This window comes from Pseudomonas sp. EU05-FHT14B02 (assembly GCF_058791055.1).
Genome location: NZ_JBYTDD010000001.1, coordinates 224,135 through 250,706 on the forward strand (window position 1 = coordinate 224,135; position 26,572 = coordinate 250,706).

The 26,572-nt window shown below is 60.3% G+C and carries 26 protein-coding genes; 14 read left to right on the top strand and 12 right to left on the bottom strand.

Annotated elements, in window-relative coordinates; genetic code table 11:
• The first annotated feature begins 56 nt into the window (after positions 1-56).
• Positions 57-860 carry a SirB1 family protein gene (locus tag AC3WTM_RS01000; protein WP_102669119.1) on the top strand — a complete coding sequence of 268 codons (804 nt, stop codon included), beginning with the start codon at positions 57-59 and terminating at the stop codon, positions 858-860.
• A 36-nt stretch (positions 861-896) separates the two neighbouring features.
• On the opposite strand, the gene maiA is transcribed toward AC3WTM_RS01000, so the two are convergent.
• The 3 genes from maiA to hmgA are packed head-to-tail and all read right to left on the bottom strand — an operon-like array spanning position 897 to position 4,157.
• Positions 897-1,532, bottom strand: coding sequence for a maleylacetoacetate isomerase (gene maiA, locus AC3WTM_RS01005; RefSeq protein WP_102669118.1), 636 nt, complete (start codon positions 1,530-1,532; stop codon positions 897-899).
• 12 nt (positions 1,533-1,544) lie between these two features.
• Positions 1,545-2,849, bottom strand: coding sequence for a fumarylacetoacetase (gene fahA, locus AC3WTM_RS01010; RefSeq protein WP_102669117.1), 1,305 nt, complete (start codon positions 2,847-2,849; stop codon positions 1,545-1,547).
• A 3-nt stretch (positions 2,850-2,852) separates the two neighbouring features.
• Complete coding sequence (gene hmgA, locus AC3WTM_RS01015) at positions 2,853-4,157, bottom strand: homogentisate 1,2-dioxygenase (protein WP_102669116.1); 1,305 nt, start codon at positions 4,155-4,157, stop codon at positions 2,853-2,855.
• A 165-nt stretch (positions 4,158-4,322) separates the two neighbouring features.
• On the opposite strand from hmgA, the gene AC3WTM_RS01020 reads away from it, so the two are divergent.
• Positions 4,323-5,120 carry an IclR family transcriptional regulator gene (locus AC3WTM_RS01020; protein WP_102669115.1) on the top strand — a complete coding sequence of 266 codons (798 nt, stop codon included), beginning with the start codon at positions 4,323-4,325 and terminating at the stop codon, positions 5,118-5,120.
• A gap of 15 nt (positions 5,121-5,135) precedes the next feature.
• Here AC3WTM_RS01020 and AC3WTM_RS01025 read toward each other — a convergent pair whose 3' ends face one another.
• The 3 genes from AC3WTM_RS01025 to AC3WTM_RS01035 all read right to left on the bottom strand — a co-directional run bounded on the left by AC3WTM_RS01025 (position 5,136) and on the right by AC3WTM_RS01035 (position 11,008).
• On the bottom strand, positions 5,136-7,679 hold the full coding sequence (locus AC3WTM_RS01025) for a LuxR C-terminal-related transcriptional regulator (RefSeq protein ID WP_102669114.1): 2,544 nt from the start codon (positions 7,677-7,679) through the stop codon (positions 5,136-5,138).
• Between the two features lie 141 nt (positions 7,680-7,820).
• Positions 7,821-9,191, bottom strand: a complete 1,371-nt coding sequence (locus AC3WTM_RS01030; protein WP_102669113.1) for a DUF1329 domain-containing protein — start codon at positions 9,189-9,191, stop codon at positions 7,821-7,823.
• Between the two features lie 23 nt (positions 9,192-9,214).
• On the bottom strand, positions 9,215-11,008 hold the full coding sequence (locus AC3WTM_RS01035; RefSeq protein ID WP_102669112.1) for a DUF1302 domain-containing protein: 1,794 nt from the start codon (positions 11,006-11,008) through the stop codon (positions 9,215-9,217).
• A 581-nt stretch (positions 11,009-11,589) separates the two neighbouring features.
• Here AC3WTM_RS01035 and AC3WTM_RS01040 point away from each other — a divergent pair.
• On the top strand, positions 11,590-12,360 hold the full coding sequence (locus AC3WTM_RS01040) for an N-acetylmuramoyl-L-alanine amidase (protein WP_102669111.1): 771 nt from the start codon (positions 11,590-11,592) through the stop codon (positions 12,358-12,360).
• A gap of 74 nt (positions 12,361-12,434) precedes the next feature.
• Here AC3WTM_RS01040 and AC3WTM_RS01045 read toward each other — a convergent pair whose 3' ends face one another.
• The 4 genes from AC3WTM_RS01045 to AC3WTM_RS01060 all read right to left on the bottom strand — a co-directional run bounded on the left by AC3WTM_RS01045 (position 12,435) and on the right by AC3WTM_RS01060 (position 15,979).
• Complete coding sequence (locus AC3WTM_RS01045; protein ID WP_102669110.1) at positions 12,435-13,346, bottom strand: SDR family oxidoreductase; 912 nt, start codon at positions 13,344-13,346, stop codon at positions 12,435-12,437.
• A 301-nt stretch (positions 13,347-13,647) separates the two neighbouring features.
• Positions 13,648-14,550, bottom strand: a complete 903-nt coding sequence (locus AC3WTM_RS01050; RefSeq protein ID WP_057716393.1) for an alpha/beta fold hydrolase — start codon at positions 14,548-14,550, stop codon at positions 13,648-13,650.
• Positions 14,550-15,332 carry a class II aldolase/adducin family protein gene (locus AC3WTM_RS01055; protein ID WP_102669109.1) on the bottom strand — a complete coding sequence of 261 codons (783 nt, stop codon included), beginning with the start codon at positions 15,330-15,332 and terminating at the stop codon, positions 14,550-14,552. The genes AC3WTM_RS01050 and AC3WTM_RS01055 overlap by 1 nt, the downstream gene beginning before the upstream one ends.
• 191 nt (positions 15,333-15,523) lie before the next feature.
• A complete protein-coding gene (locus tag AC3WTM_RS01060; protein ID WP_102669108.1) occupies positions 15,524-15,979 on the bottom strand; it encodes a flavodoxin in 456 nt (151 codons plus the stop codon).
• A gap of 102 nt (positions 15,980-16,081) precedes the next feature.
• Between AC3WTM_RS01060 and AC3WTM_RS01065 the strand changes: the two genes are divergently transcribed.
• Both AC3WTM_RS01065 and AC3WTM_RS01070 read left to right on the top strand, forming a co-directional pair.
• A complete protein-coding gene (locus AC3WTM_RS01065; protein WP_102669107.1) occupies positions 16,082-16,558 on the top strand; it encodes a PAS domain-containing protein in 477 nt (158 codons plus the stop codon).
• 54 nt (positions 16,559-16,612) lie between these two features.
• Positions 16,613-17,218 carry a hypothetical protein gene (locus AC3WTM_RS01070; RefSeq protein ID WP_102669106.1) on the top strand — a complete coding sequence of 202 codons (606 nt, stop codon included), beginning with the start codon at positions 16,613-16,615 and terminating at the stop codon, positions 17,216-17,218.
• 3 nt (positions 17,219-17,221) lie between these two features.
• On the opposite strand, the gene AC3WTM_RS01075 is transcribed toward AC3WTM_RS01070, so the two are convergent.
• The gene (locus tag AC3WTM_RS01075; protein ID WP_102669105.1) at positions 17,222-18,178 is read right to left on the bottom strand and encodes a MerR family transcriptional regulator; all 957 of its coding nucleotides are present in this window, start codon (positions 18,176-18,178) and stop codon (positions 17,222-17,224) included.
• Between the two features lie 223 nt (positions 18,179-18,401).
• Here AC3WTM_RS01075 and AC3WTM_RS01080 point away from each other — a divergent pair, with 223 nt between their 5' ends.
• The 7 genes from AC3WTM_RS01080 to AC3WTM_RS01110 all read left to right on the top strand — a co-directional run bounded on the left by AC3WTM_RS01080 (position 18,402) and on the right by AC3WTM_RS01110 (position 23,031).
• Positions 18,402-18,971: a putative antibiotic biosynthesis monooxygenase gene (locus AC3WTM_RS01080; RefSeq protein ID WP_102669104.1), complete on the top strand. Its 570-nt coding sequence runs from the start codon at positions 18,402-18,404 to the stop codon at positions 18,969-18,971.
• A 171-nt stretch (positions 18,972-19,142) separates the two neighbouring features.
• Positions 19,143-19,853: a dihydromonapterin reductase gene (folM, locus tag AC3WTM_RS01085; protein WP_102669103.1), complete on the top strand. Its 711-nt coding sequence runs from the start codon at positions 19,143-19,145 to the stop codon at positions 19,851-19,853.
• Positions 19,854-19,872: 19 nt separating this feature from the next.
• Positions 19,873-20,433, top strand: coding sequence for a GTP cyclohydrolase I FolE (folE, locus tag AC3WTM_RS01090; protein ID WP_102669102.1), 561 nt, complete (start codon positions 19,873-19,875; stop codon positions 20,431-20,433).
• A gap of 2 nt (positions 20,434-20,435) precedes the next feature.
• Positions 20,436-20,807: a dihydroneopterin triphosphate 2'-epimerase gene (gene folX, locus AC3WTM_RS01095; RefSeq protein ID WP_007970304.1), complete on the top strand. Its 372-nt coding sequence runs from the start codon at positions 20,436-20,438 to the stop codon at positions 20,805-20,807.
• 97 nt (positions 20,808-20,904) lie between these two features.
• Positions 20,905-21,201 (top strand): DUF1244 domain-containing protein, encoded by a 297-nt coding sequence (locus tag AC3WTM_RS01100; protein WP_046040093.1) that lies wholly within the window; start codon positions 20,905-20,907, stop codon positions 21,199-21,201.
• Positions 21,194-21,532, top strand: a complete 339-nt coding sequence (locus tag AC3WTM_RS01105) for a HopJ type III effector protein (RefSeq protein ID WP_102669101.1) — start codon at positions 21,194-21,196, stop codon at positions 21,530-21,532. Before AC3WTM_RS01100 ends, AC3WTM_RS01105 begins: the two co-directional genes overlap by 8 nt.
• Positions 21,533-21,780: 248 nt before the next feature.
• Positions 21,781-23,031 carry a 2-aminoadipate transaminase gene (locus AC3WTM_RS01110; RefSeq protein WP_102669100.1) on the top strand — a complete coding sequence of 417 codons (1,251 nt, stop codon included), beginning with the start codon at positions 21,781-21,783 and terminating at the stop codon, positions 23,029-23,031.
• Between the two features lie 179 nt (positions 23,032-23,210).
• Here AC3WTM_RS01110 and trxB read toward each other — a convergent pair whose 3' ends face one another.
• Positions 23,211-24,167 carry a thioredoxin-disulfide reductase gene (gene trxB / locus AC3WTM_RS01115; RefSeq protein WP_057716403.1) on the bottom strand — a complete coding sequence of 319 codons (957 nt, stop codon included), beginning with the start codon at positions 24,165-24,167 and terminating at the stop codon, positions 23,211-23,213.
• Positions 24,168-24,481: 314 nt separating this feature from the next.
• Here trxB and cysZ point away from each other — a divergent pair, with 314 nt between their 5' ends.
• Both cysZ and AC3WTM_RS01125 read left to right on the top strand, forming a co-directional pair.
• Positions 24,482-25,234, top strand: coding sequence for a sulfate transporter CysZ (gene cysZ, locus AC3WTM_RS01120; RefSeq protein WP_102669099.1), 753 nt, complete (start codon positions 24,482-24,484; stop codon positions 25,232-25,234).
• A gap of 36 nt (positions 25,235-25,270) precedes the next feature.
• On the top strand, positions 25,271-26,470 hold the full coding sequence (locus AC3WTM_RS01125; RefSeq protein WP_102669098.1) for a glycosyltransferase family 4 protein: 1,200 nt from the start codon (positions 25,271-25,273) through the stop codon (positions 26,468-26,470).
• Positions 26,471-26,572 lie beyond the last annotated feature (102 nt).

The window sequence follows — 26,572 nt, forward strand, 5'->3', positions numbered from 1 at the left end:
GGTACTGGACGAATGCCGGAGAGGGGGCTAAAACGAGGCATTGCCCGGAGATTTTGATGACCCCGCGCCAATCGTTCTTCGCCTGTCTGCAACGTTCACCGCCCGCACTGTTCGAGGCGGCACTGTGGATTGCGGCCGAGCACGACAGCGAGGTGGAACCGCAAGCGCTGTTGGCCGATTTCCAGGCGTTGCAACAGCGGGTCAGTGGTGGCTTGCCGATGCTGCCGGTCAGTGAACTGGCCCAGCCGCTGCTGCGGCGCATGAATGACCTTGGCTTCGCCCAGGACGACTTCACGCCATTGCGCCCGCAAGTGGCACTGCTCGACAAGGTACTGGAGCGCCGACGAGGGCAACCCTTGACGCTGGGGCTGATTGCGCTGGAGTTGGCCAAGGGCCTGGAAATTCCCATGGTCGGGGTCAACTTCCCCGGGCATTTCCTGCTGCGGGTGCCGGGCGCCGATCATTTGCTCGACCCTTGCGGTGGCCGTCGCCTTTATCCCAACGATTGTCGGGAGTTGTTGAACCGCCAGTACGGCCCGAACATCAAGCTCAGCGCCGAGCACCTGGAAACCGCCGAGCCAGTGCAGATGTTGCAGCGGCTGTCGCGCAACCTGCGCCAGTTGTACCTGTCCCACGACGACGTCATCAATGCCTTGATCGACGCCGAACGCGTCCTGGAACTGGGCAACGCCAGCGCCGCCGACTATCTGGCCCGGGCCAGCCTGTACCAACGGCTGGACTGCCCGAACGCCGAGCGTTTTGACCTGGAGCATGCGCTGCTGCTCAGCGACGATCCGATCCAGCGGATTCGCCTGACGGAGCGGCTGGGGCATCTGCCGCCAAACGCCATTGTTCACTGATCACAAAACCTTGTGGGAGCGGGCTGGTGCAGGGCCTTAAGGAGTGTCTGGCTGGTTCGCCGGATGCGCCTTGATGAACGCCGGGTGAGTGGCCGCCAATGCCGCCACTCGCCGAATTCGCGGATAAGCCTCAAGAGAAACATTGAAACGCTCGGCCGCGTACAGCTGCGGGATCAGGTAGACGTCCGCCAACCCGGGCTCGGGGCCGAAGCAGTAACCGTCATCACCGATCAACTGCTCCACCGTGGCCAGCCCTTGGCCGATCCAGTGACCAATCCACTCCACCACCTGCGGTTCGTCGTGGCCTGACTGGCGTAGCCGATTGAGCACGCTGACGTTGTGCAGCGGGTGCACATCGCAGCCGATCACTGCCGCGACGCCGCGCTCGTGAGCACGGGCAGCCAGGTCTTTGGACAGCAGCGGGACCTGTGGATAACGTTCCTCCAGGTACTCGATGATCGCAGGAGACTGGATCAGCAACTCGCCTTCATCCGTGCGCAAGGCCGGCACGCGGCCCTGCGGGTTGATGCCCAGATAAGGCGGCTGACAATGCTCGCCCCCCTGCGGTGCAATCAGGTTGACTGGCAAGGATTGATAATCCAGGCCCTTGAGCGCCAACGCGATTCGCACCCGGTACGAAGATGTCGAACGGTAGTAGGTGTAGAGTTCCATGCCCCGCTCCTGTTAGCGCGCCGGCAGCACTTTGCCGCGGCATTCGCCGAAACCGATGGAAGCAAAACCGTCACGGCGGCAACGGCCGCGCAGGATGATTTCGTCACCGTCCTCAAGGAATTTACGCACCTCGCCCGAGGCCAGTTCGATCGGCTTTTTACCGCCTTCGGTGATTTCCAGCAGGCTGCCGAACTGACCGCTCTGCGGCCCCGACAACGTGCCCGAGCCGAACAGATCACCCGCCTGCAACTGGCAACCATTGACGCTGTGGTGCGCGACCATTTGCGCCACGGTCCAGTACATGTGCCCGGTGTTGCTCAGGGTCAGGCGATGGGCTGGCAGGTTCTGTTCACGCATGACCTCGGTGAGCAGCAACACTTCCAGTTCGATGTCGAACGCGCCAGCGTCCTGGTCACGCTTGTCGAGCAAGTACGGCAGAGGCTGCGGATCACCTTGGGGACGTGCAGGCTGGGCACGACGGAACGGCTCCAGCGCTTCGGCGGTGACCACCCACGGCGAGATGCTGGTGATGAAGCTTTTCGACAGGAATGGCCCCAGTGGCTGGTATTCCCAGGCCTGGATATCCCGTGCAGACCAGTCGTTGAGCAGGCAGAAACCGGCGATGTGATCGGCGGCGTCGCCAATGGCAATCGAGTCTCCCATGTCGTTGCCCTGGCCGATCCAGATGCCCAGCTCCAGTTCGTAGTCCAGGCGCGCGCAAGGACCGAAGGTTGGCTCGGTTTGGCCGGCCGGCAAGGTCTGGCCTTTCGGGCGGCGCACGTCGGTGCCGGACGGGCGAATGGTCGACGCACGACCGTGGTAGCCGATTGGCACGTACTTGTAGTTCGGCAGCAACGGGTTGTCGGGACGGAACAGTTTGCCGACGTTCTGTGCGTGCTCGATGCCGACGTAGAAGTCGGTGTAATCGTTGATTTTCGCCGGCAGATGCATCTCGCAATCCGCCGCCAGCGGCAGCAGTTTTGCACCCTGGGCTTCGATCTTGCCCTGCTCGGTGCTGCCCTCTGCGAACAGTTCCAGCAAACGCTCACGCAATGCGACGCGAGCCTCGCGGCCCAGTTCGAAGAACGCATTCAGCTGGCCGCCACGGGTGGCCTCGACGGCAACCTTCGCGGCGCCATCGAACAATCCGGCCTCCAGGGCCGCTTGCAGATCAAAGATATGCTCGCCAATCGCCACGCCACTGCGCGGTGCCGAGCCGTTGAGGCTGAACACGCCCAGCGGCAGGTTTTGCAGGGGGAAGTCCGCGTGGCCGTTGGCGGATGCAACCCAGCTGCGAGTGATGGAAGTCTGCGTCATGGGTTATCTCCGGGTCGGGTCGAAAGTGGCGGGCAGCGTAGCCCAGCAGGCGTCGTAGGTGTTTTGCAGTTGCGGGCAATCAAGGGCGAAACGGCTTGGGCGCAACACCTGGCTGGTCTCGAACATGAACGCCATGGTGTTGTCGATTTTCGCCGGTTTGAGGTCAGCGTTGATCGCTTTGGTGCAGGTCTCGCCGTCCGGACCGTGGGCGCTCATGCAGCTGTGCAACGAAGCACCGCCGGGCACAAAGCCTTCGGCCTTGGCGTCGTATTCGCCCTGGATCAACCCCATGAATTCGTTCATCAGGTTGCGATGGAACCACGGCGGACGGAAGGTTTTTTCGGCCACCATCCAGCGCGGCGGGAAGATCACGAAGTCGAGGTTGGCCAGGCCGTGAACGCTGGTCGGCGACGTCAGCACGGTGAAGATCGACGGATCGGGGTGATCGAAACTGACGGTGCCGATAGTGTTGAATCGGCGCAGGTCATATTTGTACGGCACGTTGTTACCGTGCCAGGCGACCACGTTCAGCGGCGAATGATTGAGCTCGCAGGCCCACAACTGGCCGAGGAATTTCTGCACCAGCGTGGTGGGTTGTTGCAGGTTTTCGTAGGCCGCCACCGGGGTCAAAAAGTCCCTCGGATTGGCCAGGCCATTACTGCCAATCGGCCCCAGGTCCGGCAATCGCAGCGGCGCACCATGGTTTTCGGCGACGTAACCGCGAGCTTGCGGGTCGAGTAGTTCGATGCGGAATTTAAGGCCGCGAGGCAGTACGGCAATTTCCAGCGGTTCGAGTTCAAGCACGCCCAGTTCGGTGGCGATGCGCAGGCGCCCCAGTTCAGGCACCAGCAACATCTCACCGTCCGCATTGAAGAACACGCGTTCCATGGAACGGTTGGCGCGGTAGTTGTAGATACTGATCCCGGCCGGTTTTTCTGCGCCCGAGTTGGCGGCCATACTCACCAGGCCGTCGATGAAATCGGTCGGCTCGGCGGGAATGTCCAGCGGGTTCCAGCGCAGGCGGTTGGGGGTCACCTCACCCAGCGGGCCGCCGGCCAGTTGCCGGTCCAGTTTGACGAATGCCGGATGATTGGCCGACGGCTGAATGCGGTACATCCAGGTCCGTCGCGCTTCGCTGCGCGCCATGGTGAACGCCGTGCCGGAGAACAGTTCGGTGTAAAGGCCGTACGGGGCTTTTTGCGGGGAGTTCTGGCCGACAGGCAGTGCGCCGGGCAACGCTTCGCTGCTGAATTCGTTGCCGAAGCCTGACTGGTAGGCCAGCGCTGGCGTTGTTGAATCGGGGTTCATGGAGCCTCCTGAACAGGGAGTCGGCAGTGGCCGCTCGCTCTGTTGCAGAGGTCGAGGCACGCCTGGGTTGTTTTTATCGTAATTTGATTACGCATAACGTAATTTGATTGGTATTGACCGTCAAGCTATAAAGACGCCCATTCGTCCCGGGATCACAGCACCACCATGGAAAAGACCAGCGACAGCAACGGCAAACAGAAAGTCCGCTCGGCCGAGGTTGGCACCGACATCCTCAAGGCCCTGGCCGAGTTGTCGCCTTCGACTTCGCTGTCGCGCCTGGCCGAACACGTGCAGATGCCGGCGAGCAAGGTTCACCGCTATTTGCAGGCCCTGATCGCCAGCGGATTCGCCGAACAGAACGCCGCCACCAACCATTACGGCCTGGGCCGCGAAGCCCTGCGCGTAGGGTTGGCGGCACTCAACAGTATGGACGTGCTGAAAGTCGCCGCCCTGCCCCTGGCTGAACTGCGCGATGACTTGAACGAAACCTGTTTCCTGGCGGTGTGGGGCAATCAGGGCGCGACCGTGGTGCATATCGAACCGGCGGTGCGTGCAGTGACGGTGGTGACACAACTGGGCTCGGTGTTGCCATTGCTCAGCTCTTCGACGGGACTGGTGTTTGGCGCCTACCTGCCTGCGCGTGAAACCGTGGATCTGCGTGAGCAGGAACTGCAAAATGTTACCGCCCACGCCTTGGCGGATGATCAGGCCTACGCAACGATGTGCGAACAGATCCGCCATCGGGGCCTGCATCATGTGCATGGACTCTTGATGCCCGGAGTGGATGCCTTGTCGGCACCGGTGTTCAACGCCATGGGCAGGATCACGGCAGTACTGACCGTGGTCGGGCCGACCTCGCTGTTTCATGCCGATGAAAACGGTCCGGCGGCGCAGCGTTTGTTAGCCGCCACCCGCGCCGTGAGCTGGCGCATGGGCTTTGAGCCCGACTCATCGACAGCCTGAACGCAGCGGCGATGATCAGCCCTGCATCATCAACCCCAACTTCTTCGCCATGGCAACTGCCTGTGTACGCCGTTCCACACCCAACTTGCTGTGAATGCGCCGGGCATGGGTTTTCACCGTATGCAGCGAAATGAACAGCTGCTCGGCAATTTGCTGATTGGAATTACCTTGGGCAATCAGGCCGAGCACTTCCAGCTCCCGACAACTTAGCAGGCTGGCATCCAGGGCCAGCGCGGTCACCGTCTCCTCTCCTTGCAAACGACAGATCAGGTTCGGTTGTCGCAAGTTCAAATCACGCAATGCCTGTTGTCCCTGACAACGCTTGACCAACGCCAGCCCGGCCTCCAGTGCTGCGTGAGCCGTGTCCGGCTCACCCGTCAGGTCCGCCACTTCGCAGATTGCCAATTGCAGCTCCGTTTCCAGCGCCAGCATGGTGTGTTGTTGCGCGTGTTCGAGTAACGCCTTGAGTCGATCCAGTGGACGTTGCACCAGTTGCAGTTGAGTCTCGGCCAACACCAACTGGTATTCGATACGCGCAATCAGTTGCAGCGTGGCCGGTGGTGCCTGGCGCGCGTTGGCCCCACGATAATGACGCAAGACCCGGGTCAGTGCTTCCCGGGCCAACTCCGGGCGCCCTTGTTGCAGCCAGAAATGACTGCTGATTTGCAGCAGCACGCCGCGATAAACCGTGTCGGGGATCTGCCGTTGCTGCATCAACCGTTCGGCCTCGCGCAGACGATCAAATGCATGGGCGTAATCACGTTGGTTGGCCGCCAGTTGCGCCTGCCCGAGAAACCCGTACAGGACATGCTTGTCCTGACTGTGGAGGCAGTCATCAAGGCCCGCCTGGAAACATTCACCGGCCAATTCATCCTGGCCCTGGCACAAGGCCAAGCGCCCACGCCGCAGGGCGATTCGTCCCAGCAGCGGCGTCGGTCGATCAGCCTGCCGTCCGAGCATTTCATGGATGTCGGCCAGCAACTGCCCTGCTCGCCGCGGTGCACCACGCTGCTCCAGCAACTGCGCATGATCGAGTTCGAGCAAGCCTTCAAACAGCAACGAGCCTTGCGCCCGCGCCAGACAAAGGGCATCACGATTGAAGGCCTGGGCGGCATCGAGGTCGGCGTTGTGCAGCGCTTGCTGGGTCAGCCCGGACAGACACAACAACCGTGCGGGCCACGCCTCGGCCGACAGCGCGTCCAGCGCCTCGATAAAATGCGCCCGTGCCGCCGGCAGGCGTCCCTGCAAATGCAGCAACCAACCCTGTTGCGCCTGCCAACGCGCCAGCAGTTGGCATTGCAAGGATGCCGTCGGTTGCGGGGCAAATCGGGACAGTTGCCCAATGCAGGCAGCCGCCTGCTCGAAACGCCCGGCAAACAGCAACGCCGCGGTGATCAATCCCACCCGTTGCGGCGTGCCCAGGGTCAACTGTTCACCCAGCTGCTCGTGCAGTTTGAGTAACCAGCTGACGTTCTGACGCCTGAACAGATGCTCAAAACTGAAGTGTTGCAACAGGCTGACCGCGACCTCGTGCTCCTGCGCCAGCAATGCCTGCTCGAATGCGCCCTGCCAGTCTTCTTCGGCGCTGAACCATTGGCACGCGCGGCGATGCCAGGATCGCCCGGCCGGGGTCGGTTCTACACGCATTTCCCGGGCCAGAGGTTCGAAGACCCGCAACCACTCGACGGAGTCTTCCCAAGGTTCAATGAAGCAGCCCATGTCCTGCAACGCGTGCAGCCACTGCGCGCCCTCACCCGTGCCGAAAAGATGCTCGCACAAGCTGGCGTTGAAGCGTGGCAGATGAACCAACACCTTCCAGACCTCAACCAACTCCGACGGCAAGGTGTTGAACAACTCGTGTTGCAGGTAATCGAGCAATGTCGCCAAACGCCCCTGCTCACCCGACCACGGACAACCATTGAGCAATGCGATCCGCACGCCAGCGCACCAGCCACCACTGCGCTGAGCCACCCTTTTGGCGGTTTGTGCCGCCAGGCTCGGCTCGACATGACCGAGCAACTGCCCGACCTCGGCCTCGGTAAACGCCAGCGTCCGGCCTTCGCACTCGTACAACTCATCATCGAGCAGCAGCCGCGGCCAGTTGCAGGGTGGTCGTCGACGGGAGCTCAGCCACCAGGTCAGCGCCGGGCTGTCGACGGCCAACAGGCGATCGAGCATCCGGTCGAGTTCCGGATTGGGTGCTCGACAGTAATCATCGATAAACAGCCAGGTCGGTGCCTGTAATCGGGCCAGATGTGCCAGCAGCCCGGGCTCATCCGTCGAGGGCAGACCCAGCGCTTGCGTCAGGCGCAATAGTAAATCGGCTGCACTCAACGACGCCCCCGCCAGCGGCAGCCAACAGATCCGAGCGTGCTCCGGCGCCCGCAGCAGGCATTCGGTGAGCAGCGCGCTCTTGCCACTACCGGCCGGTGCGCAAAGCAACTTCACCCGCGCGGTCGAAACCAGCAAGGGCTCGATCAGTCGCTCGCGGGACAGATGATGGGACGACAGTCGGGGCATGAAGCCAGGGCGGTCCAGACAGTGCGTCATTGCAGTCATTGTGGTGCGCCTTTTTTATAATTCTGGCGCCACCCTAGCCCCCTCCCGAGCGCTTGTTGAAGAAGTATTCAACACGCTGATCGACCGCTATAAAAAAGGTGACCGCAAAGTCACCCTTTTGTGTAAGACCCTGTAGGAAACCTACCTGACTCCCGTGCTCCGCAAGGCTGCTGGCGTGTAGTCCCCCGCTTTTGCATCGATGTTGAATTCGAAGCTGCGCTTCTCTTCGTTCTTCATTCCCAGGGCGATATAGCGACCGGCGATCAGGTCATAGAGCGCTTCGACGGTGTAGGCCGGCACCTGGTGATCGTAGTAGTACTGGGCATGCCCTTCAGCGACGCGCCAGAGTTGGCCACGTCCGTCGTAGTGGTCGGCCAGCGCCACTTGCCAGCTGTCTTCGTCGATGTACATGTGGCGCTTGGCGTACACGTGACGCTCGCTCGGCTTGACCGTGGCAACGACTTCCCAGACACGGTGCAACTCGTAGCGAGTCAGGTCCTGATTGATGTGCCCGGCCTTGATCACATCGGTGTACTTGAGGTTGGGCGAGTCGAGCTTGTAACTGTTGTAGGGAATGTACATCTCCTTCTTGCCGATCAGTTTCCAATCGTAGCGATCCGGCGCGCCGGAAAACATGTCGAAGTTATCGGTAGTGCGCAGGCCGTCGGATGAGGTGCCGACACCGTCATAAGCGACCTGCGGCGCACGCCGTACCCGGCGCTGGCCAGCGTTGTAGATCCAGGCCTTGCGCGGTTCCTTGACCTGGTCGAGGGTCTCGTGGACCAGCAACACATTGCCCGCCAGCCGCGCCGGCGCGGTCACTTCCTGCTTGAAGTAGTTGAGGACGTTATCGTCGCTGCCCGGTTTCAGATCGCTGAGCAACGACGGAACGGCGACTTCGTCCTTGAAGCGGATCACCGTGAAGTCACCATTGGACTGCGGTGTCGCCTGGGTGATGGTGCGGCGCAGATTGCCGCCGTGGTAACGAGTGACATGGTTCCAGATCACTTCCACGCCATTCTTCGGAATCGGGAATGCGTAGTAGCGATTGCCAGTGAAGTTGGCTAGACCGTTACCCTCGTTGATCGGTGTTACGTTCAGCGCACTGCGCTTGGCCGACTCATAGATTTCTGCCGGTAACGCCACGGTGCGATGGCTCGGGTAGACCGGAATCTTGTAGGTCTCTGGGTAGCGCTTGAACATTGCGATCTGGCCGTCGGAGAGTTTGTCCTTGTACTTGTCGACAGTCGCCGCAGTGATCACGAACAACGGCTTTTCGTTGGCGAACGGGTCGGCCAGGAAACCTTTGCTGTCCACCGCGCCAGCGTTTTTCGGGATGCCGCCGGTCCAGGCCGGAATCGAGCCATCGGCATTGCCGGCCTTCTCGGCACCGAGCGGTGTAAGGCTGGTGCCGAGAAGGCCGGCTTCTTGCGGCGACACCGCCGCCATCACGTTGGCGGCCAGCAGACTCAGGGCCAGAACGGTGCCCAATTGCAGAATCATCTTGCGCATTGAATTCATCCTTTTCAGCCAGATCAGAAGTTCACACCAAAGCTCAACGCCACGAAGTCACGGTCGGTGAGGACGTTGTAGTCGCCGCCGAAAAAGTCGGTGTAACTGAGGCTGGCGGTATAGGTGTTGCGATAGTCCGCATCGACACCGAGGCTGATGGCCTTGGCGCCTTCGTTGAACAGACCGTTGGGACCAAAGCCTGCGACGTCGTGGGACCACGAGAGGTTGGGCCTGAAGTTGATCCCGGCCATGAGGTTGTTGTAGTCGAGGATGGCCCGGGCGCGATAACCCCATGAAGTCGAAGTCACGAAGCCGTCGGTATCGCCACCGAATCCATACTGGCCATACACCGAGTCGCGGCCGTAGCGCAGTTTGGTGCGTGCTTCCAGACCACCGACCCGAACCACCGCCGCCTCGCCTACCAGGGTCAGGCGATCTGCACCCGCGACCTGATCGATGAAGTGCGTCAGGGTGCTCTGGATCTGCGTCACCTCCTTGCGGCGGTAGCCTTTGTTGTCGGCCCCCGGTGACGTGGCAATGGGCGATGCTGCTCCGCCCGCGATAGGGTTGAGCAAGGCCAGGGTCAGGTCATTGGTGTTGACCTGCACCGGGGCGTTGGGACGGTAGCTGATTTCCCCGCTCCACGCGGTGCCGGTGGATAACGTGGTGGCGAAGCTGGCGCCGTAGAGGCGGATGTCCTCCGGGTATTCGAGGTAATACTGGCCGCGACCGAGCATCACACTTTGGGCCAGGCCTGAACCGGTGCCGGGCGCGATGCGGTTGGCGGTGGCAACGATTCCCGGAATGCTTGCCAGCGTACCGGGGCCGGCGGTGGTGGTCCCGACATTCGGTGAACGGCTGTGGTAGTTCATGAAGTACAGGCCGTACTCGGTGTCGTCCCCCAGCCAGCGCAGCGCCGTACCCCACTGCCCGGAATCCCGGGCATCGCGGTCACCGCCACGGGGAACGATCACCCCCTCCTTGCTGACCTCGAAGCCCTGGCCAAAGGCAGCCGCAATCGGCTGCAAGGGTGCAATGGCCGGGTTGGCAACGGTGTAGCCCTTGTTGCAGCCGTCCGCCACCACGTCGACACCAAAGAAAGTGCCGCAGTTATCGACGACCGTCTGATCCCACTCCAGTTGATAGAAGCCTTCCACGGTCAGCTTTTCCGTCAGCCCCTGGGAGGCGAACAACATGTTGACCGGGATCAGGCCTTCCTTGATCTCGGCGCCAGGACGACGGAACGCGGACACATCGACCGGATTGATGCTGTTGATCGAGTTGCCGATGAACGTGCTCTCCCCCCAACTGACCACCTGCTTGCCAGCGCGGACCGTGCCCGGCAAATCGGCGAGGGAGTAGTTGTGATAGACGAAAGCGTCGAGGATTTGTCCGCCTGAAGACTTGGCGCCCTCTTTGCGATTGTGATCGCTGATGTCCTTGAAGGGGCGGCTTTCATCCTTGAGTTCAAAGTCGTACCAGTACTTGCCACGCACAAACGCACCGGTGTCGCCGTACTTCAGTTCGAGGTCGTGAATACCCTTGAAGATCTTCGAGAAGGTTTCACCCTTCTTGAAATTCAATCGCCCGTCGTCACCGGTCGAAGACTGGCCGGAGCCGCCGTTGACGATGCCCACCAGGGATTTATCCGCATCACGCATGCCCCAGCTCGCGCCGACCGACAACGAGGAGTCGAACGTCCCCTCGATCTCCCCGATGTTGAATGAAAGGGCCTGCGCCTGGGCGCAACAGCCTAATGCGACCGCAACCGCCAGCGCCTGCGGTGTGAAGATGGCGCGCATTGTTGTTTTTGTCATGCGTCTTCCCCGGTGAGTGACAGAAGGCCACACCCTACTGCCGGGCACCGGGGTCGATAAGCGCACCAAGGAGGTATTCGTGGTGTACCTCTAAAGGATGACTGGCACAGACGACGAGCACCCGAATCCCGACTGTTGCCGGGGCTGCAACAGTGCATGTCGGGAATTGGTATTTTTCCTACAGCGCCGAGGGCTTACTCTTACCTCACTGTCACAGTAAACCACCGCAGGCACCCTGTACCGGCCTGCGCCGTGACTGAAAGATTTCAGATGAATCGATGATTCGGTTCGTCACCCTGTGTTCACTGACGTTGATTTGTAGCTCCTGATCCAACGTCTTACTTTGGCCGCTGCGTTTGCAGCGGCCTTTTTTATGGGCGATGGTTTTTGATAATTAACAGCTGCCAGTCAGTGCCCCCCGGAGCATCCAGGTAAAACTTCGCATGCCTACATTTCTTTCAGAAAGTACCTACAAGCATAGGTAAACACCAAAAGCACTCGAGTCTTTAAGTTGAACAGCAAGTCGGCGAACGACTTTTTATCTTCGTCCGACTTCAAACCTACTTATTGCGAGTGCAACCATGAAACCCATCAACTACAACCGGTATCGCTCAACCAGAAGTTTCAACAGTCGAATACGCTTTCTGATTCTTCACTACACGGCCGCTGACTTTTCAAGTTCTGTCAGTGCCCTGACTGGCCCCAATGTCAGCGCGCATTATCTGGTTCCAGATATCACGGACCCCAGTTACCTGAAGGCCGGCCATACCGGGCAGGAAGTTTTCAGCCTGGTGGATGAAACCTATCGCGCGTGGCACGCAGGTGTCAGTCAGTGGGGTAGCCGCAGCAATCTGAACGATACGTCCATCGGCATTGAAATCGTCAACCTGGCGACCGACAACAAGGGCGAATTCACCTTTCCGCCGTATCACCCCGAGCAGATTGCTGCGATTGAACAGCTGGCGCTGAATATCCTCATGCGCTACCCGGATATCACGCCGACGCAGGTTTTGGGCCACTCCGATGTTTCGATCGGCCGCAAAAGTGACCCGGGGCCAATGTTTCCCTGGCGGGAACTGTACTTGAAAGGCGTCGGCGCCTGGTTCGATGAAACCACTCGGGACGAGTATCTGCGCCAATACAACACATCGGGGGTTCCAGCCCGAAGCGAATTGCTGGGGCTGTTCAAATCCTATGGGTACGATGTTTCTGGAGCGTCTACGGAAGGCGGTTTTCAACAATTGGTGCGGGCATTCCAGATGCATTTTCGCCCGGAAAACTTCGATGGAAAAATGGACGCGCAAACAGCCGCCAACCTGAAGGCGCTGGTCGTCAAATACTTTCCCGGCTGACCATTGGCAAACGGCTTTGCAGCCGACAAATGCAACAACCGGCAAGGTCAGTCAATGTGACCTTGCCGGTGGTATCAAAGCGTATATTTCTGCAAATTCCCCATCATTTCCTTCAGCGCTTCGATGTTGTCCTTCGGATGCGCCGCACCCTCGAAGTCGCAAATCTGCTGCCAGTGCGCCGCCACGTCTTCCGGGGAGAAACCTGCCCGAGGATCGAACCCGATGCCGAGGCTGCGCTCCCAGCGGACCTTGCCCATCCAGCCGCCGCCGACTTCGAACAGACCGGAGGTTTCCTGACAGTTCTCGCTGGCCAGGTACACCACCAGCGGGCTGACCAGTTCGGGCTTGAGTTGTTCGAAGACTTGCGGCGGGATCAGGCCTTCGGTCATGCGCGTACCGCCGGTGGGGGCGATGGCGTTGACCAGGATGTTGTTCTTGCGGCCTTCGATGGCCAGGGTGCGGGTCAGGCCATAGAGACCGAGCTTGGCCATGCCGTAGTTGGACTGGCCGAAGTTGCCATAGATGCCCGAGGTCGACGCGGTGAAAATCACCCGGCCGTAATTCTGCTCGCGCATGTGCGGCCAGGCGGCGCGGGTGACTTTGTAGGCACCTTCGACGTGGACGCGGTAAACCAGGTCCCAGTCGGCGTCATCCATTTTGTGGAAGGTCTTGTCCCGCAGGATCCCGGCATTGTTGACTACCACGTCGACGCGACCGAAGACGTCCAGGGCGTGCTGGACCAGTTTGTCACCGTCAGTGACCGAGTCGTGGTTGGCTTCGGCTACGCCGCCGGCCTCGCGAATCTCCGCGACCACGCGGTCGGCGGCCGAGGCATTGGCGCCTTCGCCCTGGGCGGAGCCGCCAAGATCGTTGACCAGCACCCTGGCACCCTGTTTGGCGAACAACAGTGCATGCGTCCGTCCCAGGCCGCCACCGGCTCCGGTAATGATCACGACTTTATCTTCGAAGCGCACAGACTCATTCATGGGGGGGACTCCAGCAGGCCAAGGGACAGTGAGTCCGAGTTTCAGGCACGGCGCAGCGGGTCACAATGAACACGGGTGAGGCTGAATGGTGCGCGATAAGGCTGGGGGATGATTGATAGAGAAACAGGCATGAACCCTGTGGCGAGGGGGCTTGTCGGATCGCCGCATCGCCCCGTTCGGCTGCGAAGCAGTCGTAAACCGGCTAAACGCGTTATACCTGAATCACTGCGCTGTATGGTTTGGGGCCGCTGCGCAGCCCAACGGGGGCAAGCCCCCTCGCCACAACAGTTCACCTTAAAGTTCAGGAGCACGCCACCTTGCGTGGCGGCAAGAGCAATTGATCGCGAAACGCCAGGTAGTGCTTGAGCACCTCGCAGGGCGCCTCGATCTGCGGGTAGTGGCCAATGTCGGGCAACACTACCGTGTCCGCCTCCGGGATCAACTCCCGGTAACGCTCGACCATGTGCACGCCGGAGACCGGATCGACCCCGCCATCGATCACTCGCAGCGGCACTTCACCGCGTTGCATCGCGCTCACCCAGCGGTCGCGCCAGACGCGTCGCTCCGGGATGTAGCCGATCAATTTGTGCATGATCCGTGGCCCCTGATGGCTTTCGACCAGGCTCCAGAAATCATCCATCTGGCTTTCACTGGGACGGGTTTGCGGACCGAAAATCTGCCGAAAGCTTCTAACCAGGCCATCACGGCTGAAGGCGCGGCCGATCATCCAGCCCAAAGGGCTGAGCAAGAGTTTTTGCATCAGTACCGGGCGGTGGGTTTCCGGAAACAACCCGCCATTGAGAAACACGCAACTGGCCAGCTCCACCCGCGATTCGTAATGCCGGGCCAGCAGTTCCTGAGCCACGCTGTCGCCGTAATCGTGGGCGAGCAGGTGCACTGGCTGCTCGACATTCAGGTGTTCAAGCAGTGCCTGTTGCAGATCCGCTTGCTCCAGCAGGCTGTATTCGTGATTCGCCGGTTTGGCCGAATCGCCGAAGCCCAGCATGTCGCAAGCGATCACGCGAAAGCGCTGGGCCAATGGCTGCCACAGGTAATGCCAGTCCCAACTGGCGGATGGAAACCCGTGAATGAGCAACAACGGCTCACCCTGGCCTGCTGCCCAGTAGCGGATGCTCTGGCCACGGAATACGAACGTCTGGCTGCGTTTGCGCCAGACACACAAGGGGATTTCGGCGAGCTCCATCAGAGTTTATAACCCGGGTCCAGTTTATCGAGCTTACGCAGCAGTGCCGGCCAGGCCAGCGCTCCGCCCATTCCTTGAGCACTTCGGGTGACACCCGCGATCATGGCCTTGGCGCCGGCCAGGATCTGCGGTTCGATGGCGATCAGTTCAGCGGCACCATTTTGCGCCATGACCTGAATGTCGCAGGCACGCTGAAAGGTGAACATCATCAGGAACGTATCGGCGATGGTGCTGCCGCAGGTCAGCAGACCGTGGTTATGCAACATCAGGAAATTTTTTTCACCGAGGTCGGCCTGTAGCCGCTCTTTCTCCTCAAGGTTGAGCGCCACGCCTTCATAGGCGTGGTAGGCCAGACTGGAAAGCACGAACAACGACTGTTGGCTGATCGGCAAAACACCCTGCTTCTGCGCCGACACCGCCACCCCCGAAGCCGTGTGGGTGTGGAGCACGCAGACGACATCGTGACGGGCTTCATGCACGGCACTGTGGATGGTGTAACCCGCCGGATTGATCTCGTAAGGACTGTCCATCAACTTGTTGCCGGCCTGATCCACCTTGACCAGGCTCGACGCGGTAATTTCGTGAAACATCAACCCGAATGGGTTGATCAGGAAATCTTCGGTGCCGGGCACCTTGGCGGAGATATGCGTGAAGATCAGGTCATCCCAGCCATGTTGGGCGACCAGGCGATAACAGGCTGCCAGGTCGACGCGGGTCTGCCACTCGGCAGCGCTGACCTGGTCTTTGACATTGGGTGGCGATTGGACGGGAGCGACAGTCACGGCAAGAAGCCTCGGTGTTTTTATTATGGAGTGTTTCCTATGTTCACCGAGTCTAGTCAGCCCTTGAGGTTCGTGTAGTTGCATTGGCAGCCAGCTTGATGGCCCAGCGAGTCAGCTGCCCTGCTGTCCTGAATTCATGTCAAATGACCGGTGTCAGCAAGGGTCTGACAGGCATGGGACCGGGGTAACGCTCAGTCGCGCAGTGCGCTGATCAGGTCCGCCAGCCAAGGCTCGGCGTCCGTCTCTGGAGTCACCGTTTCACTGGCATCCAGGCGCAGCATCGGCAGCACTTCGCGAATGCCAAGTTCAGCGAACAATTCGCGCATCTGCTCGCCGCCGCCACAAAAAGTATCGCCATAACTCGCATCGCCCAATCCGATCACCGCGCCCGGCAAACCGCGCCAGGCTGCTGGCAATTGGTCACGAATGGTCGAGTACAGCGGCTGCAGGTTGTCCGGCAGTTCACCCATGCCGGTGGTCGAGGTCACCGCCAGAAAGGCTTCTGGGCCAAACGCCTGGATGTCGGCGAGGGTCGCACGCGGGTTGTGCCAGGTTTCGAAACCGGCGGCGTTCAACAGGCTGGCGGCGTGGCGGGCAACTTCTTCGGCCGTGCCGTACACCGAGCCGGAAATGATGGCGACTTTCATCAATCTGATCCTGAATCCGAGTAAAAGACCCGGATATTAACACCACGGTCGTGATTATTCTTTTAGAATGCAATTGACAATCAATCAGGAAAGGATACTCCGATGATTAATGCACAACTGCTGCAGATGGTGATCAACGCCTCCAATGACGGTATCGTGATTGCCGAAAAGGAAGGCGACCAGGACAAGATCCTCATTTACGTCAACCCCGCGTTCGAACGCCTGACGGGGTACTCCAGCGAAGAAATCCTCTATCAGGATTGTCGCTTCCTGCAGTCGGGGGACCGCGATCAGCAAGCGCTGCCGCTGATTCGCGATGCATTGAACCGTGAAGGATCCTGCCGGGAAATACTGCGCAACTACCGCAAGGACGGCACACCGTTCTGGAACGAGCTGTCCCTTTCAACGGTGAAAAATCCAGCGGACGGGCAAACCTATTTTGTCGGCGTGCAGAAAGACGTCACCGTGCAGGTCAAGGCGCAACAGCGCGTGGCACAGCTGGAGAGGCAGTTGGCTGAACTCCAGGCCGAGCTAGCTGCGCTCAAGGCGACGAACGGCGCAAACGAAACTCAGAATTAATGGTCAGTAATTACAATCACCAATGACTTTGTAATTACATCTTTCGAGCTGGCCATGCAACGCGACGCGCTCCTGACCCAGGATGAGCTGGATTTCATCCAGACCATGCAACACAACCCGCAACTCAATGTTCGGGACGCGACGTCGAGCCTGCTCGTCAACGGTGGGTCGCAAATCCGTGACCTGCTCACCCGCCTGGCGGCCCATGAGCAGGTCACCATTCAAGCCAGCTTCGAAAACCAGCAAATGACCTTCCCCCTGCACTTGGTGGAAGACGAGTTCCATGCGCTGCATTTGCGCCTCGGCGTGCCCAGCATCTATGAAGACGGGCCGACGGCCCGGCCTTGGCGCCTGGTACTGGACGAACCGGTAGCGCTGGAAAACGCCAAGGGTCAACCCGGCACCCTGTGGGTACACGAAGTGTCGTGCAAAGGGGTTTTGCTGGAAGCTCGCAACAAGACCAAACCACCGAAGCATTTCGCCTTGTGGTTCAGCCCCTCAGGCTACGAGCGGATTGCCTTGCGCGGTACTTTCGAGAAAGAAAACGAACAGGGCTTCTACGCCTATCAACTGAGCCTGAGCGATACCGATGAAGCGGAGCGTCTGCGCCAGTTCATCCTGCAACAGCATCGTTTGACTCATCCCGCGCTGCATCTCTGAACGTCAAGTATCCAGAGTACCCGCCAGGAACTGCTTCAAACGCTGGCTCATGACCTCCCCTTCATTGCCCAGGCAACCGATCGATGACCCGGCGAGGCTTTCCTGTGCCAGGTCAGAAGCATCGCCGGCCAACAACAATCGGCACTCCAGACTCATGGCCAGGCGATTCAGACGCCTCGGCAATTCGGGAGCCGGCACATGATTGGAAAACAGCACCAGAGCCAGGGGCTTGATCCTTTCACACATCAGCGCCAGTTCCTCGAATGGCTGGCCCATGTTCAGTACGCGAACGGCCAATGGCCCGGAACTCAGGAACAGGGCGGCGACCAATAGTTCCAGCTCCCGGCAATTGCCATCCAGGGCACAGATGACCACGCGACGCAGCTGTTTTTCGCGCATCAACAACAGACGCTGCAACACCCGGGAACGCAAAAAGCCATCCAGGAACAACCACTCGCTGGTGCCGCCGAACTGGTCCTGGCGTTGCAACAACAGCTTCCAGACGGGCATCAGAATGCCCTGGAACACCACCGGCAAGGAGTAGCTGGAAAAGATTTGCCCGTAGAGCTCCTCCAGCCGAAGCTCGTCAAACCCGTTGACCGCAACATGAATCTGCTGCCGCCACTGCGCGTAATCGGCTTCCACGAGGCTCTTGGGGATGATATGCGACAACGCCTGGAGTGGCTCGGTCCTGGCCAGGATCTTGCCGACCCTGCTGACGGCAACCCCGCGCTCGATCCAGCCGAGAATGCTATGGACACGCTCAATATCGGACATCGAATACAGTCGATGCCCACTGTCGGTGCGTGTTGGAACAATCAGGCCATATCGTCGCTCCCAGGCTCGAAGCGTGACCGGGTTGACACCTGTCAGTCGCGCCACCTCGCGAATGGGAAAGAGCTCTTCCTGTTCGAGAGCGATGGCCTGCGTGGAGCCTGAGGCGTCTGTAAATATGGGCATCCTGTTGAAACATCCATGCATCATCCAGGGCGTATTCTAACGCCCCTTCCCCGTAAAGTTTCCGTAAAAAATCGATACCGCGAATGAACGGATAAACGTCACAGACGCCACGGGCGGAATCAGGAATAATCCTTGCTTGTTTCGAGTCGCAGCCCACCACCCCGGCGCTGTGTCTGGCGAAGTTCCTATCCGGAGCGACGCAAATGCCTTACGGAGATACACAATGTCTACCCCTCCCGTCACGCTGATGGTTGCGCGCCGCGTTGCCAATGGACGCTACCAGGACCTGATCGCCTGGCTGCGCGAAGGCGAACTACTGGCCACCGATTTTCCCGGTTATCTCGGCTCCGGTGTGCTTGCTCCGCCGCCCGGCGATGACGAATTCCAGATCATTTTCCGCTTCGCCAACGAGCAGACCCTGCACGCCTGGGAACATTCCGCTTCGCGCAGCGCCTGGCTCGGACGTGGCGGCGACCTGTTCGCCCACCCGACAGAACACCGGGTCAGTGGCATCGAGGGCTGGTTCGGTGCCGTCGGTCAACGCCCGCCGCGCTGGAAACAGGCCGTGGCGATCTGGCTGGCGTTCTTTCCGGTCTCGCTGCTATTCAACTTTGCGCTGGGGCCGCTGTTGAGTGACATGAGCCTGCTGCCGCGGGTATTCATCAGCACCCTGTGCCTGACGCCGCTGATGGTTTACCTGTTCATCCCATTGTCGACCCGTTTGCTGGCCGGCTGGCTGAACAGCACGCCGACACGCCCATTGCGTGCCGAACCCTCCACACAAAATCATTGATCCCTCCTGTGGTGAGCGAGCTTGCTCGCGATGAGGGCGTGTCAGTCAACATATGTGTCGTCTGACAGTCCGCAATCGCGAGCAAGCTCGCTCCCACAGTAGTTCCCTCGCAATAGGTAGAGCGCTCCCGTCGCTGGTATAGTTTTGTTCTCACCGCGATGCGAGCCGTTCATGACTTCTTCCGCAGCCCCTGTCCTCATTACCGGCGCCGGCCAGCGTGTCGGCCTGCACTGCGCCCGGCGATTGCTGGAAGATGGCCATCGGGTGATTTTCAGCTACCGCAGCGAGCGCCCCGGCGTACAAGCCCTGCGCGACCTGGGGGCCACCGCGGTGTTCGCGGACTTCGCCAGCCAGGCCGGGATCTTCGCTTTCATCAACGAGCTGAAAAACCATACCGACAGCCTGCGGGCAATCGTCCACAATGCCTCCGAATGGCTGGCTGAAACACCGGACACCGACGCCGCGGCATTCACCCGCATGTTCAGCGTGCACATGCTGGCGCCCTACCTGATCAACCTGCATTGCGCCGACCTGCTGCAACGCTCGAGCCCCGCCGACATCGTACACATCAGCGATGACGTAACCCGCAAGGGCAGCAGCAGGCACATCGGCTATTGCGCCAGCAAAGCCGGACTCGACAGCCTGACCCTGTCCTTTGCCGCCAAGTACGCGCCGGCCATCAAGGTCAACGGGATCGCGCCGGCCCTGCTACTGTTCAACCCTGAAGACGACGCGGCCTATCGCGCCAAGGCGCTGGCCAAGTCCGCGCTGGGCATCGAACCCGGTTGCGAAGTGATCTACCAGAGCCTGCGCTACCTGCTCGACAACCCTTATGTCACCGGCACCACCCTGACCGTCAATGGCGGAAGGCACATCAAGTAGTGTCCCGCGAGGATTTTCCATGACGTTATCCCTGCCCCAGAATTATCGTGAGATCCTCATCGGTCTCGGTGAAAACCCCGACCGCGAGGGATTGCTCGATACGCCGAAACGTGCAGCCAAAGCCATGCAGTACCTTTGCCATGGCTATGAGCAAAGTATCGAAGAGATCGTCAATGGCGCGCTGTTCGCCTCCGACAACGATGAAATGGTAATCGTCGACAACATCGAGCTGTACTCGCTGTGTGAACACCACATACTGCCCTTCATCGGCAAGGCGCATGTGGCTTATATTCCAACCGGCAAGGTGCTGGGCCTGTCGAAGATCGCGCGGTTGGTGGACATGTTCGCCCGGCGCCTGCAAATCCAGGAAAACCTCACCCGGCAAATCGCCGACGCGGTGCAGCAAGTGACCGGCGCGGCAGGCGTCGCAGTGGTCATCGAGGCGCAGCACATGTGCATGATGATGCGCGGTGTCGAGAAACAGAATTCGACCATGAACACCTCAGTGATGCTCGGTGCCTTCCGCGAGTCGAGCAATACCCGCCAGGAGTTCCTGCAATTGATTGGACGGAGCAAGTAGCAATGCCACAACTTCAGCCAGGCATGGCACGCATCCGGGTCAAAGACCTGTGCCTGCGTACCTTCATCGGCATCAACGAGGATGAAATCCTCAACAAGCAGGATGTGCTGATCAACCTCACCATTCTGTACGCAGCCCAGGAAGCGGTACGGGACAACGACATCGATCACGCGTTGAACTACCGGACCATTACCAAGGCAATCATCGCCCATGTGGAAGGCAACCGCTTTGCGCTGCTCGAACGCCTGACCCAGGAAATTCTCGACCTGGTGATGGCCAACGCATCGGTGCTGTACGCCGAGGTCGAGGTCGACAAGCCCCACGCGCTGCGATTCGCCGAGTCGGTGTCGATAACACTCGCGGCAAGCCGCTGAGCTTCAAGCTTCAAGCCGCAAGCGGTAGACTTCAAGCCACCGCCATCCAACTTGCAGCTTCAAGCGTGCCGCTTGAAGCTGTCTCGCAGAGACCGCCATGACCGATCAACAACGCCTGGAACTCGAAGCCGCCGCCTTTCGTCGGCTGGTGGCCCACCTGGACAGCCGCAAGGATGTGCAGAACATCGACCTGATGAACCTCTCGGGCTTTTGCCGCAACTGCCTGTCCAAGTGGTACAAGGCCGCGGCCGACGACCGCCAGATCGAGGTCAGCCTCGACGAAGCCCGCGAAGTGGTTTACGGCATGCCGTACGCCGAATGGAAAGCCCAATATCAGCAAGAAGCCAGCGCCGACCAGCAAGCGGCGTTCGCCAAAGGAAAACCCAATGAGTGATTTGAACACCCTGCGCGCCAGCCTCAAGACCGGCGAACACGCCTTCGCCGACACCCTGGCGTTCATTGCCGCCGGTTACGACTACCAGCCTCAGGCCTTCAACAACGGCGGTGTGGAAAACGCGGCCGGGCAGAACGAAGGCTCGTGCAAGACCCTGGGCCTGGCGCTGCTCGAAGGCTTGAGCGATGAAGAAGCCCTGCTGGCGTTCGGCGAGCATTACCGCTCGGTGCTGGCAACGCCGGAAGGCAGCGACCACGGCAACATCCGCGCGCTGATCGCCCATGGTCTGGCCGGGGTGAAGTTCGCTCAACAGCCGCTGACACGCCGCTGATTTGATTTGTAGGAGCGAGCCCGCTCGCGATGGACTGAAGAACGCCACGGGGTGTCAGGCTCCCAGCGTCATCGTTCACCACCATCGCGAGCAAGCTCGCTCCTACAGGTTTTGCGTTCATGGCGCGCAATTGATCACAAGCACAACCCGACTTTTAAGATTGACCCGGCAACTTTATTTCGTTTGCCCCGTACCACCGCTCACGGCTTAGATAAAAAGAAGTCCTTCTTCTTCCGAGCCGGTCATTCATGCGCAGCGAAACCATCAGCCAGTCGATCAACATCGTTCACCCTGTCACGCTCAGCCACGGCAAGAATGCCGAGGTCTGGGACACCGATGGCAAACGCTACATCGACTTTGTCGGCGGCATCGGTGTGTTGAACCTCGGCCATTGCCATCCGCGCATCGTCGAAGCCATTCGCGAACAAGCCACCCGTCTGACCCACTACGCGTTCAACGCTGCGCCCCATGAGCCTTACCTCGAACTGATGGATTGCCTCAGCGCATTCATGCCTGTGGGTTACCCGGTCAGCGGCATGCTCACCAACAGCGGCGCGGAAGCGGCGGAAAACGCCCTGAAGATCGTCCGTGGCGCCACCGGCCGCAGCGCGGTCATCGCCTTCGACGGCGCTTTCCACGGCCGCACACTGGCCACCCTCAACCTCAATGGCAAAGTCGCGCCGTACAAACAAAAAGTCGGCGTGTTGCCGGGGCCGGTGTTTCACCTGCCCTTCCCCAGCCAGGACAACGGCGTCACCTGTGCCGAGGCCCTCAAAGCCATGGAGCGCCTGTTCAGCGTCGAAATCGATGTTGACGACGTGGCGTGTTTTATCGTCGAGCCGGTGCAGGGCGAAGCAGGTTTTCTGGCCATGGAAGCCGAGTTCGCCCAGGCGCTGCGCAAACTCTGCGACGATAAGGGCATTGTGCTGATCGCCGATGAAATCCAGTCCGGTTTCGGCCGTACAGGCCAACGCTTTGCATTTTCGCGACTGGGTATCGAGCCTGACTTGATCCTGCTCGGCAAAAGCATCGCCGGCGGCGTGCCGCTAGGAGCGGTGGTCGGGCGCAGATCGCTGCTGGATAACCTGCCCAAGGGCGGCCTCGGAGGCACCTATTCCGGCAACCCCATCGCCTGCGCGGCGGCATTGGCGACTCTGGACGAAATGACCGATGCCAACCTGCACGCCTGGGGCACACAACAAGAGGAAGCGATTGTCGGCCGCTACGAAGCCTGGCGCTCAAGCGGACTGACGCCGTACCTGGGCCGCCTGACCGGTGTCGGCGCCATGCGTGGCATCGAGCTGATCAATGCTGATGGCACACCGGCACCGGCGCAATTGACCCAACTGCTGGCATTGGCGCGCGACGCCGGTTTGCTGCTGATGCCAAGCGGCAAGTCGCGGCACATCATTCGGTTGTTGGCGCCGTTGACCACTGAGGCGACGGTGCTGGAGGAAGGGCTGGGTATCCTTGAGGCGTGCCTGAAGAAACTGGCCTGATCCACAGCGCCCACTGTAGGAGCGAGCATGCTCGCGAAGAACCTGAGAGCCCTGCGGGGTGTCAGGCTCCCAGCGTTATCGTTGACGACCATCGCGAGCGCGCTCGCTCCTACAGGGAAATTTGTATTTTCCGAAGGCACAAAAAAACCGGCCGAAGCCGGTTTTTCGTTTCTACAGAATCAAGCGTTCTGCAGATTATCCAGGTAACGCTCGGCATCCAGTGCCGCCATGCAACCTGCGCCAGCCGAGGTGATGGCCTGACGGTACACGTGGTCAGCCACGTCACCAGCGGCGAAGATACCTTCGAGGCTGGTGGCAGTGGCGTTGCCGTCACGGCCGCCCTGCACAACCAGGTAGCCGTCTTTGAGGGTCAACTGGCCTTCGAACAGCGAAGTGTTCGGGGTATGGCCGATGGCGATGAACACGCCGTCGACTTTCACTTCGTCGAAGCTGCCGTCGTTGTTCTTCAGGCGGGCACCGGTCACGCCCATGTTGTCGCCCAGCACTTCGTCCAGGGTCGCGTTCAGCTTCAGCTCGATCTTGCCTTCGGCGACACGGGCGTTCAGCTTGTCGATCAGGATCTTCTCGGCGCGGAAAGTTTCACGACGGTGGATCAGGGTGACTTTGCTGGCGATGTTGGCCAGGTACAGGGCTTCCTCAACAGCGGTGTTGCCGCCGCCGACCACGGCCACCGGCTTGTTGCGATAGAAGAAACCGTCGCAGGTCGCACAGGCCGAAACGCCTTTGCCCATGAAGGTTTCTTCCGATGGCAGGCCCAGGTAACGAGCGCTGGCGCCGGTGGCGATGATCAGGGCGTCACAGGTGTAAGTCGCGCTGTCGCCGGTCAGGGTGTATGGCTTGGCGGCGAAGTCGACGGCATTGATGTGATCGAAAACGATCTCGGTTTCAAAGCGCTCGGCGTGCTCACGCATCCGCTCCATCAGCGCCGGGCCGGTCAGGCCGTGGACGTCGCCCGGCCAGTTGTCGACTTCGGTGGTGGTGGTCAGTTGACCGCCGGCCTGCATGCCGGTGATCAGCAGTGGCTTGAGGTTGGCACGGGCGGCATAGACCGCAGCGCTGTAACCGGCAGGGCCGGAACCGAGAATAATCACTCGCGAATGACGGACTTCAGACATGACCTGCTCCTGTTGACCGGCCCGGAATACCTGGCACGGAACGCCGGATTGCCGGCTGGAATAAAAAAGAACGGTTGAAAGCACTTGGGGAAGGCTTGACCCGACCGTCCTGTAAAAAGATTGGGTGCAGCGTATCGAGGGGGCGAAGATTAAGGAAATACGGTTTAACAATCCAGCTCATAGGTGGTCTCTATGGCATCTGACCGACGATATCGACGTCTTTGTTACAGTGAATGTCGATACCGCCACCGCGCTTTCGTCTGCGAAGCAAAGCCGGTAAGGTCGGCGCGTTTTCCCTCTGCTCGGAGCACTTTATGCCCGCCCCTGTACTGTCCGGCCCGCAATACCTGCGCGAAGGCCTCAAGCTGGTGTTGAGCCCCAGCCTGCGTTTGTTTGTGCTGCTGCCGTTGGCAATCAACCTGGTGCTGTTCGTCGGATTGATCTACCTGGCCAGCCATCAATTCAGCCTGTGGGTCGACACCTTGATGCCATCGCTGCCCGACTGGCTGAGTTTTCTCAGCTACATCCTCTGGCCATTGTTCGTGGTGCTGGTGGTGTTGATGGTGTTCTTCTCCTTCACCATGCTCGCCAACGTCATTGCCGCGCCGTTCAACGGCTTCCTCGCGGAGAAAGTCGAAGTGGTGGTGCGCGGCACCGACGACTTCCCGGCCTTCAGTTGGGGCGAGTTGATCGCCATGATTCCGCGTACCCTGGCCCGGGAAATGCGCAAGCTCGGCTATTTTCTGCCCCGAGCGATCGGGTTGTTCATCCTCTCGTTCATCCCGGTTGTGAACATCATCGCCGCGCCGCTGTGGCTGTTGTTCGGGGTGTGGATGATGGCGATCCAGTACATCGACTACCCGGCGGACAACCACAAGCTGGGCTGGAACGAGATGCTCGCCTGGCTGCGCGAGAAGCGCTGGCAGAGCATGAGCTTCGGCGGCAGCGTGTACCTGGTGCTGCTGATCCCGGTGGTGAACATCCTGATGATGCCGGCGGCCGTGGCCGGGGCGACGCTGTTCTGGGTGCGTGAACGCGGGGCAGAAAACCTGGTAACCCAGCGCTGAGTCACAAATCCATCATCCCGACGTCACACTGACGACATGGCCCCAGCCGACACTGGGGTCATGACGACAGCTCTGCATATCACCCTGATCACCGAAACCTTCCCACCGGAAATCAACGGCGTGGCCAATACCCTTGGTCGCTTGTGCGACGGTTTGCGCGCGCGCGGGCATCAAGTGGAACTGGTGCGGCCGCGTCAGGGCTGCGACCAGCAACTGGGCAGCGACGATGAATTGCTGCTGTGCCGCGGCTGGCCACTGCCGGGCTATCCCGGCCTGCAATGGGGTCAGTCGTCGATGCACAAGCTGCTGCGGCGCTGGACGCGTCACCGCCCGGATGTGCTCTACATCGCCACCGAGGGCCCGCTGGGTCTCTCTGCGTTGCGTGCGGCACGGCGACTGGGAATTTCCGTGGTCAGCGGTTTCCACACCAATTTCCAGCAGTACTCCAACCAGTACGGGCTTGGTTTGCTCACGCGCCTGCTGACTCACTACCTGCGCTGGTTCCACAACCGCTCGACCATGACCCTGGTGCCCAGCGTCAGCCAACGCATGGAACTTGAGCGGCGGCATTTCGAGCGCCTGGCGCTGCTGTCCCGAGGGGTCGACAGCGAATTGTTTCACCCGGCCAAACGCTTGAATGCCCTGCGCGAGCAATGGGGGCTGGCCGAGGCAGACATCGCCGTCATTCATGTCGGACGCCTGGCCCCGGAAAAAAACCTTGGCCTGCTCAAGCGCACCTTCAATACCCTCAAGGCGAGTTATCCCCAGCGCACGCTGAAACTGATCGTGGTCGGCGATGGCCCGCAGCGCCAGGAACTGGAAAACGAAATGCCCGAGGCGGTTTTCTGCGGCACCCAACGGGGTGAAGCCCTGGCGTGTCATTACGCGTCGGGCGACGTGTTTCTGTTTCCGAGCCTGACCGAAACCTTTGGCAATGTGGTGCTTGAAGCACTTGCCTCCGGGCTCGGCGTGGTCGCCTACGACCAGGCGGCGGCGGCCCAGCATATTCGTCATGGCTACAACGGCGTACTGGCGATGCCGGGGGATGAAGAAGCATTCTGCGATGCCGCGGCATGGTTGCTGGAGGAAAGGGAAGCGTTGCGCAATGTCAGGCTCAATGCGCGCCAGCATGCCAGTCGCCAGGGCTGGGCGACGATTATCGAGCAGTTCGAGGGACAGTTGCGCGGGGCCTGTACCGGGGAGATGGTGGTGCCGAATGCGCCGACTGTTCCCTGATTTTGCAGTGTTCTTGAGTCAGTCTTCGCGAGCAAGCCCGCTCCTGCATTGGTTCTGTGTCGTACACAAATCCCCTGTGGGAGCGAGCTTGCTCGCGATAAG

Coding starts and splice junctions, on each gene's coding strand:
- AC3WTM_RS01000 (WP_102669119.1), top strand. CDS start 57: ATGACCCCGCGCCAATCGTTCTTCGCCTGTCTGCAACGTTCACCGCCC.
- maiA (WP_102669118.1), bottom strand. CDS start 1,532: ATGGAACTCTACACCTACTACCGTTCGACATCTTCGTACCGGGTGCGA.
- fahA (WP_102669117.1), bottom strand. CDS start 2,849: ATGACGCAGACTTCCATCACTCGCAGCTGGGTTGCATCCGCCAACGGC.
- hmgA (WP_102669116.1), bottom strand. CDS start 4,157: ATGAACCCCGATTCAACAACGCCAGCGCTGGCCTACCAGTCAGGCTTC.
- AC3WTM_RS01020 (WP_102669115.1), top strand. CDS start 4,323: ATGGAAAAGACCAGCGACAGCAACGGCAAACAGAAAGTCCGCTCGGCC.
- AC3WTM_RS01025 (WP_102669114.1), bottom strand. CDS start 7,679: ATGACTGCAATGACGCACTGTCTGGACCGCCCTGGCTTCATGCCCCGA.
- AC3WTM_RS01030 (WP_102669113.1), bottom strand. CDS start 9,191: ATGCGCAAGATGATTCTGCAATTGGGCACCGTTCTGGCCCTGAGTCTG.
- AC3WTM_RS01035 (WP_102669112.1), bottom strand. CDS start 11,008: ATGACAAAAACAACAATGCGCGCCATCTTCACACCGCAGGCGCTGGCG.
- AC3WTM_RS01040 (WP_102669111.1), top strand. CDS start 11,590: ATGAAACCCATCAACTACAACCGGTATCGCTCAACCAGAAGTTTCAAC.
- AC3WTM_RS01045 (WP_102669110.1), bottom strand. CDS start 13,346: ATGAATGAGTCTGTGCGCTTCGAAGATAAAGTCGTGATCATTACCGGA.
- AC3WTM_RS01050 (WP_057716393.1), bottom strand. CDS start 14,550: ATGGAGCTCGCCGAAATCCCCTTGTGTGTCTGGCGCAAACGCAGCCAG.
- AC3WTM_RS01060 (WP_102669108.1), bottom strand. CDS start 15,979: ATGAAAGTCGCCATCATTTCCGGCTCGGTGTACGGCACGGCCGAAGAA.
- AC3WTM_RS01065 (WP_102669107.1), top strand. CDS start 16,082: ATGATTAATGCACAACTGCTGCAGATGGTGATCAACGCCTCCAATGAC.
- AC3WTM_RS01070 (WP_102669106.1), top strand. CDS start 16,613: ATGCAACGCGACGCGCTCCTGACCCAGGATGAGCTGGATTTCATCCAG.
- AC3WTM_RS01075 (WP_102669105.1), bottom strand. CDS start 18,178: ATGCCCATATTTACAGACGCCTCAGGCTCCACGCAGGCCATCGCTCTC.
- AC3WTM_RS01080 (WP_102669104.1), top strand. CDS start 18,402: ATGTCTACCCCTCCCGTCACGCTGATGGTTGCGCGCCGCGTTGCCAAT.
- folM (WP_102669103.1), top strand. CDS start 19,143: ATGACTTCTTCCGCAGCCCCTGTCCTCATTACCGGCGCCGGCCAGCGT.
- folE (WP_102669102.1), top strand. CDS start 19,873: ATGACGTTATCCCTGCCCCAGAATTATCGTGAGATCCTCATCGGTCTC.
- folX (WP_007970304.1), top strand. CDS start 20,436: ATGCCACAACTTCAGCCAGGCATGGCACGCATCCGGGTCAAAGACCTG.
- AC3WTM_RS01100 (WP_046040093.1), top strand. CDS start 20,905: ATGACCGATCAACAACGCCTGGAACTCGAAGCCGCCGCCTTTCGTCGG.
- AC3WTM_RS01105 (WP_102669101.1), top strand. CDS start 21,194: ATGAGTGATTTGAACACCCTGCGCGCCAGCCTCAAGACCGGCGAACAC.
- AC3WTM_RS01110 (WP_102669100.1), top strand. CDS start 21,781: ATGCGCAGCGAAACCATCAGCCAGTCGATCAACATCGTTCACCCTGTC.
- trxB (WP_057716403.1), bottom strand. CDS start 24,167: ATGTCTGAAGTCCGTCATTCGCGAGTGATTATTCTCGGTTCCGGCCCT.
- cysZ (WP_102669099.1), top strand. CDS start 24,482: ATGCCCGCCCCTGTACTGTCCGGCCCGCAATACCTGCGCGAAGGCCTC.
- AC3WTM_RS01125 (WP_102669098.1), top strand. CDS start 25,271: ATGGCCCCAGCCGACACTGGGGTCATGACGACAGCTCTGCATATCACC.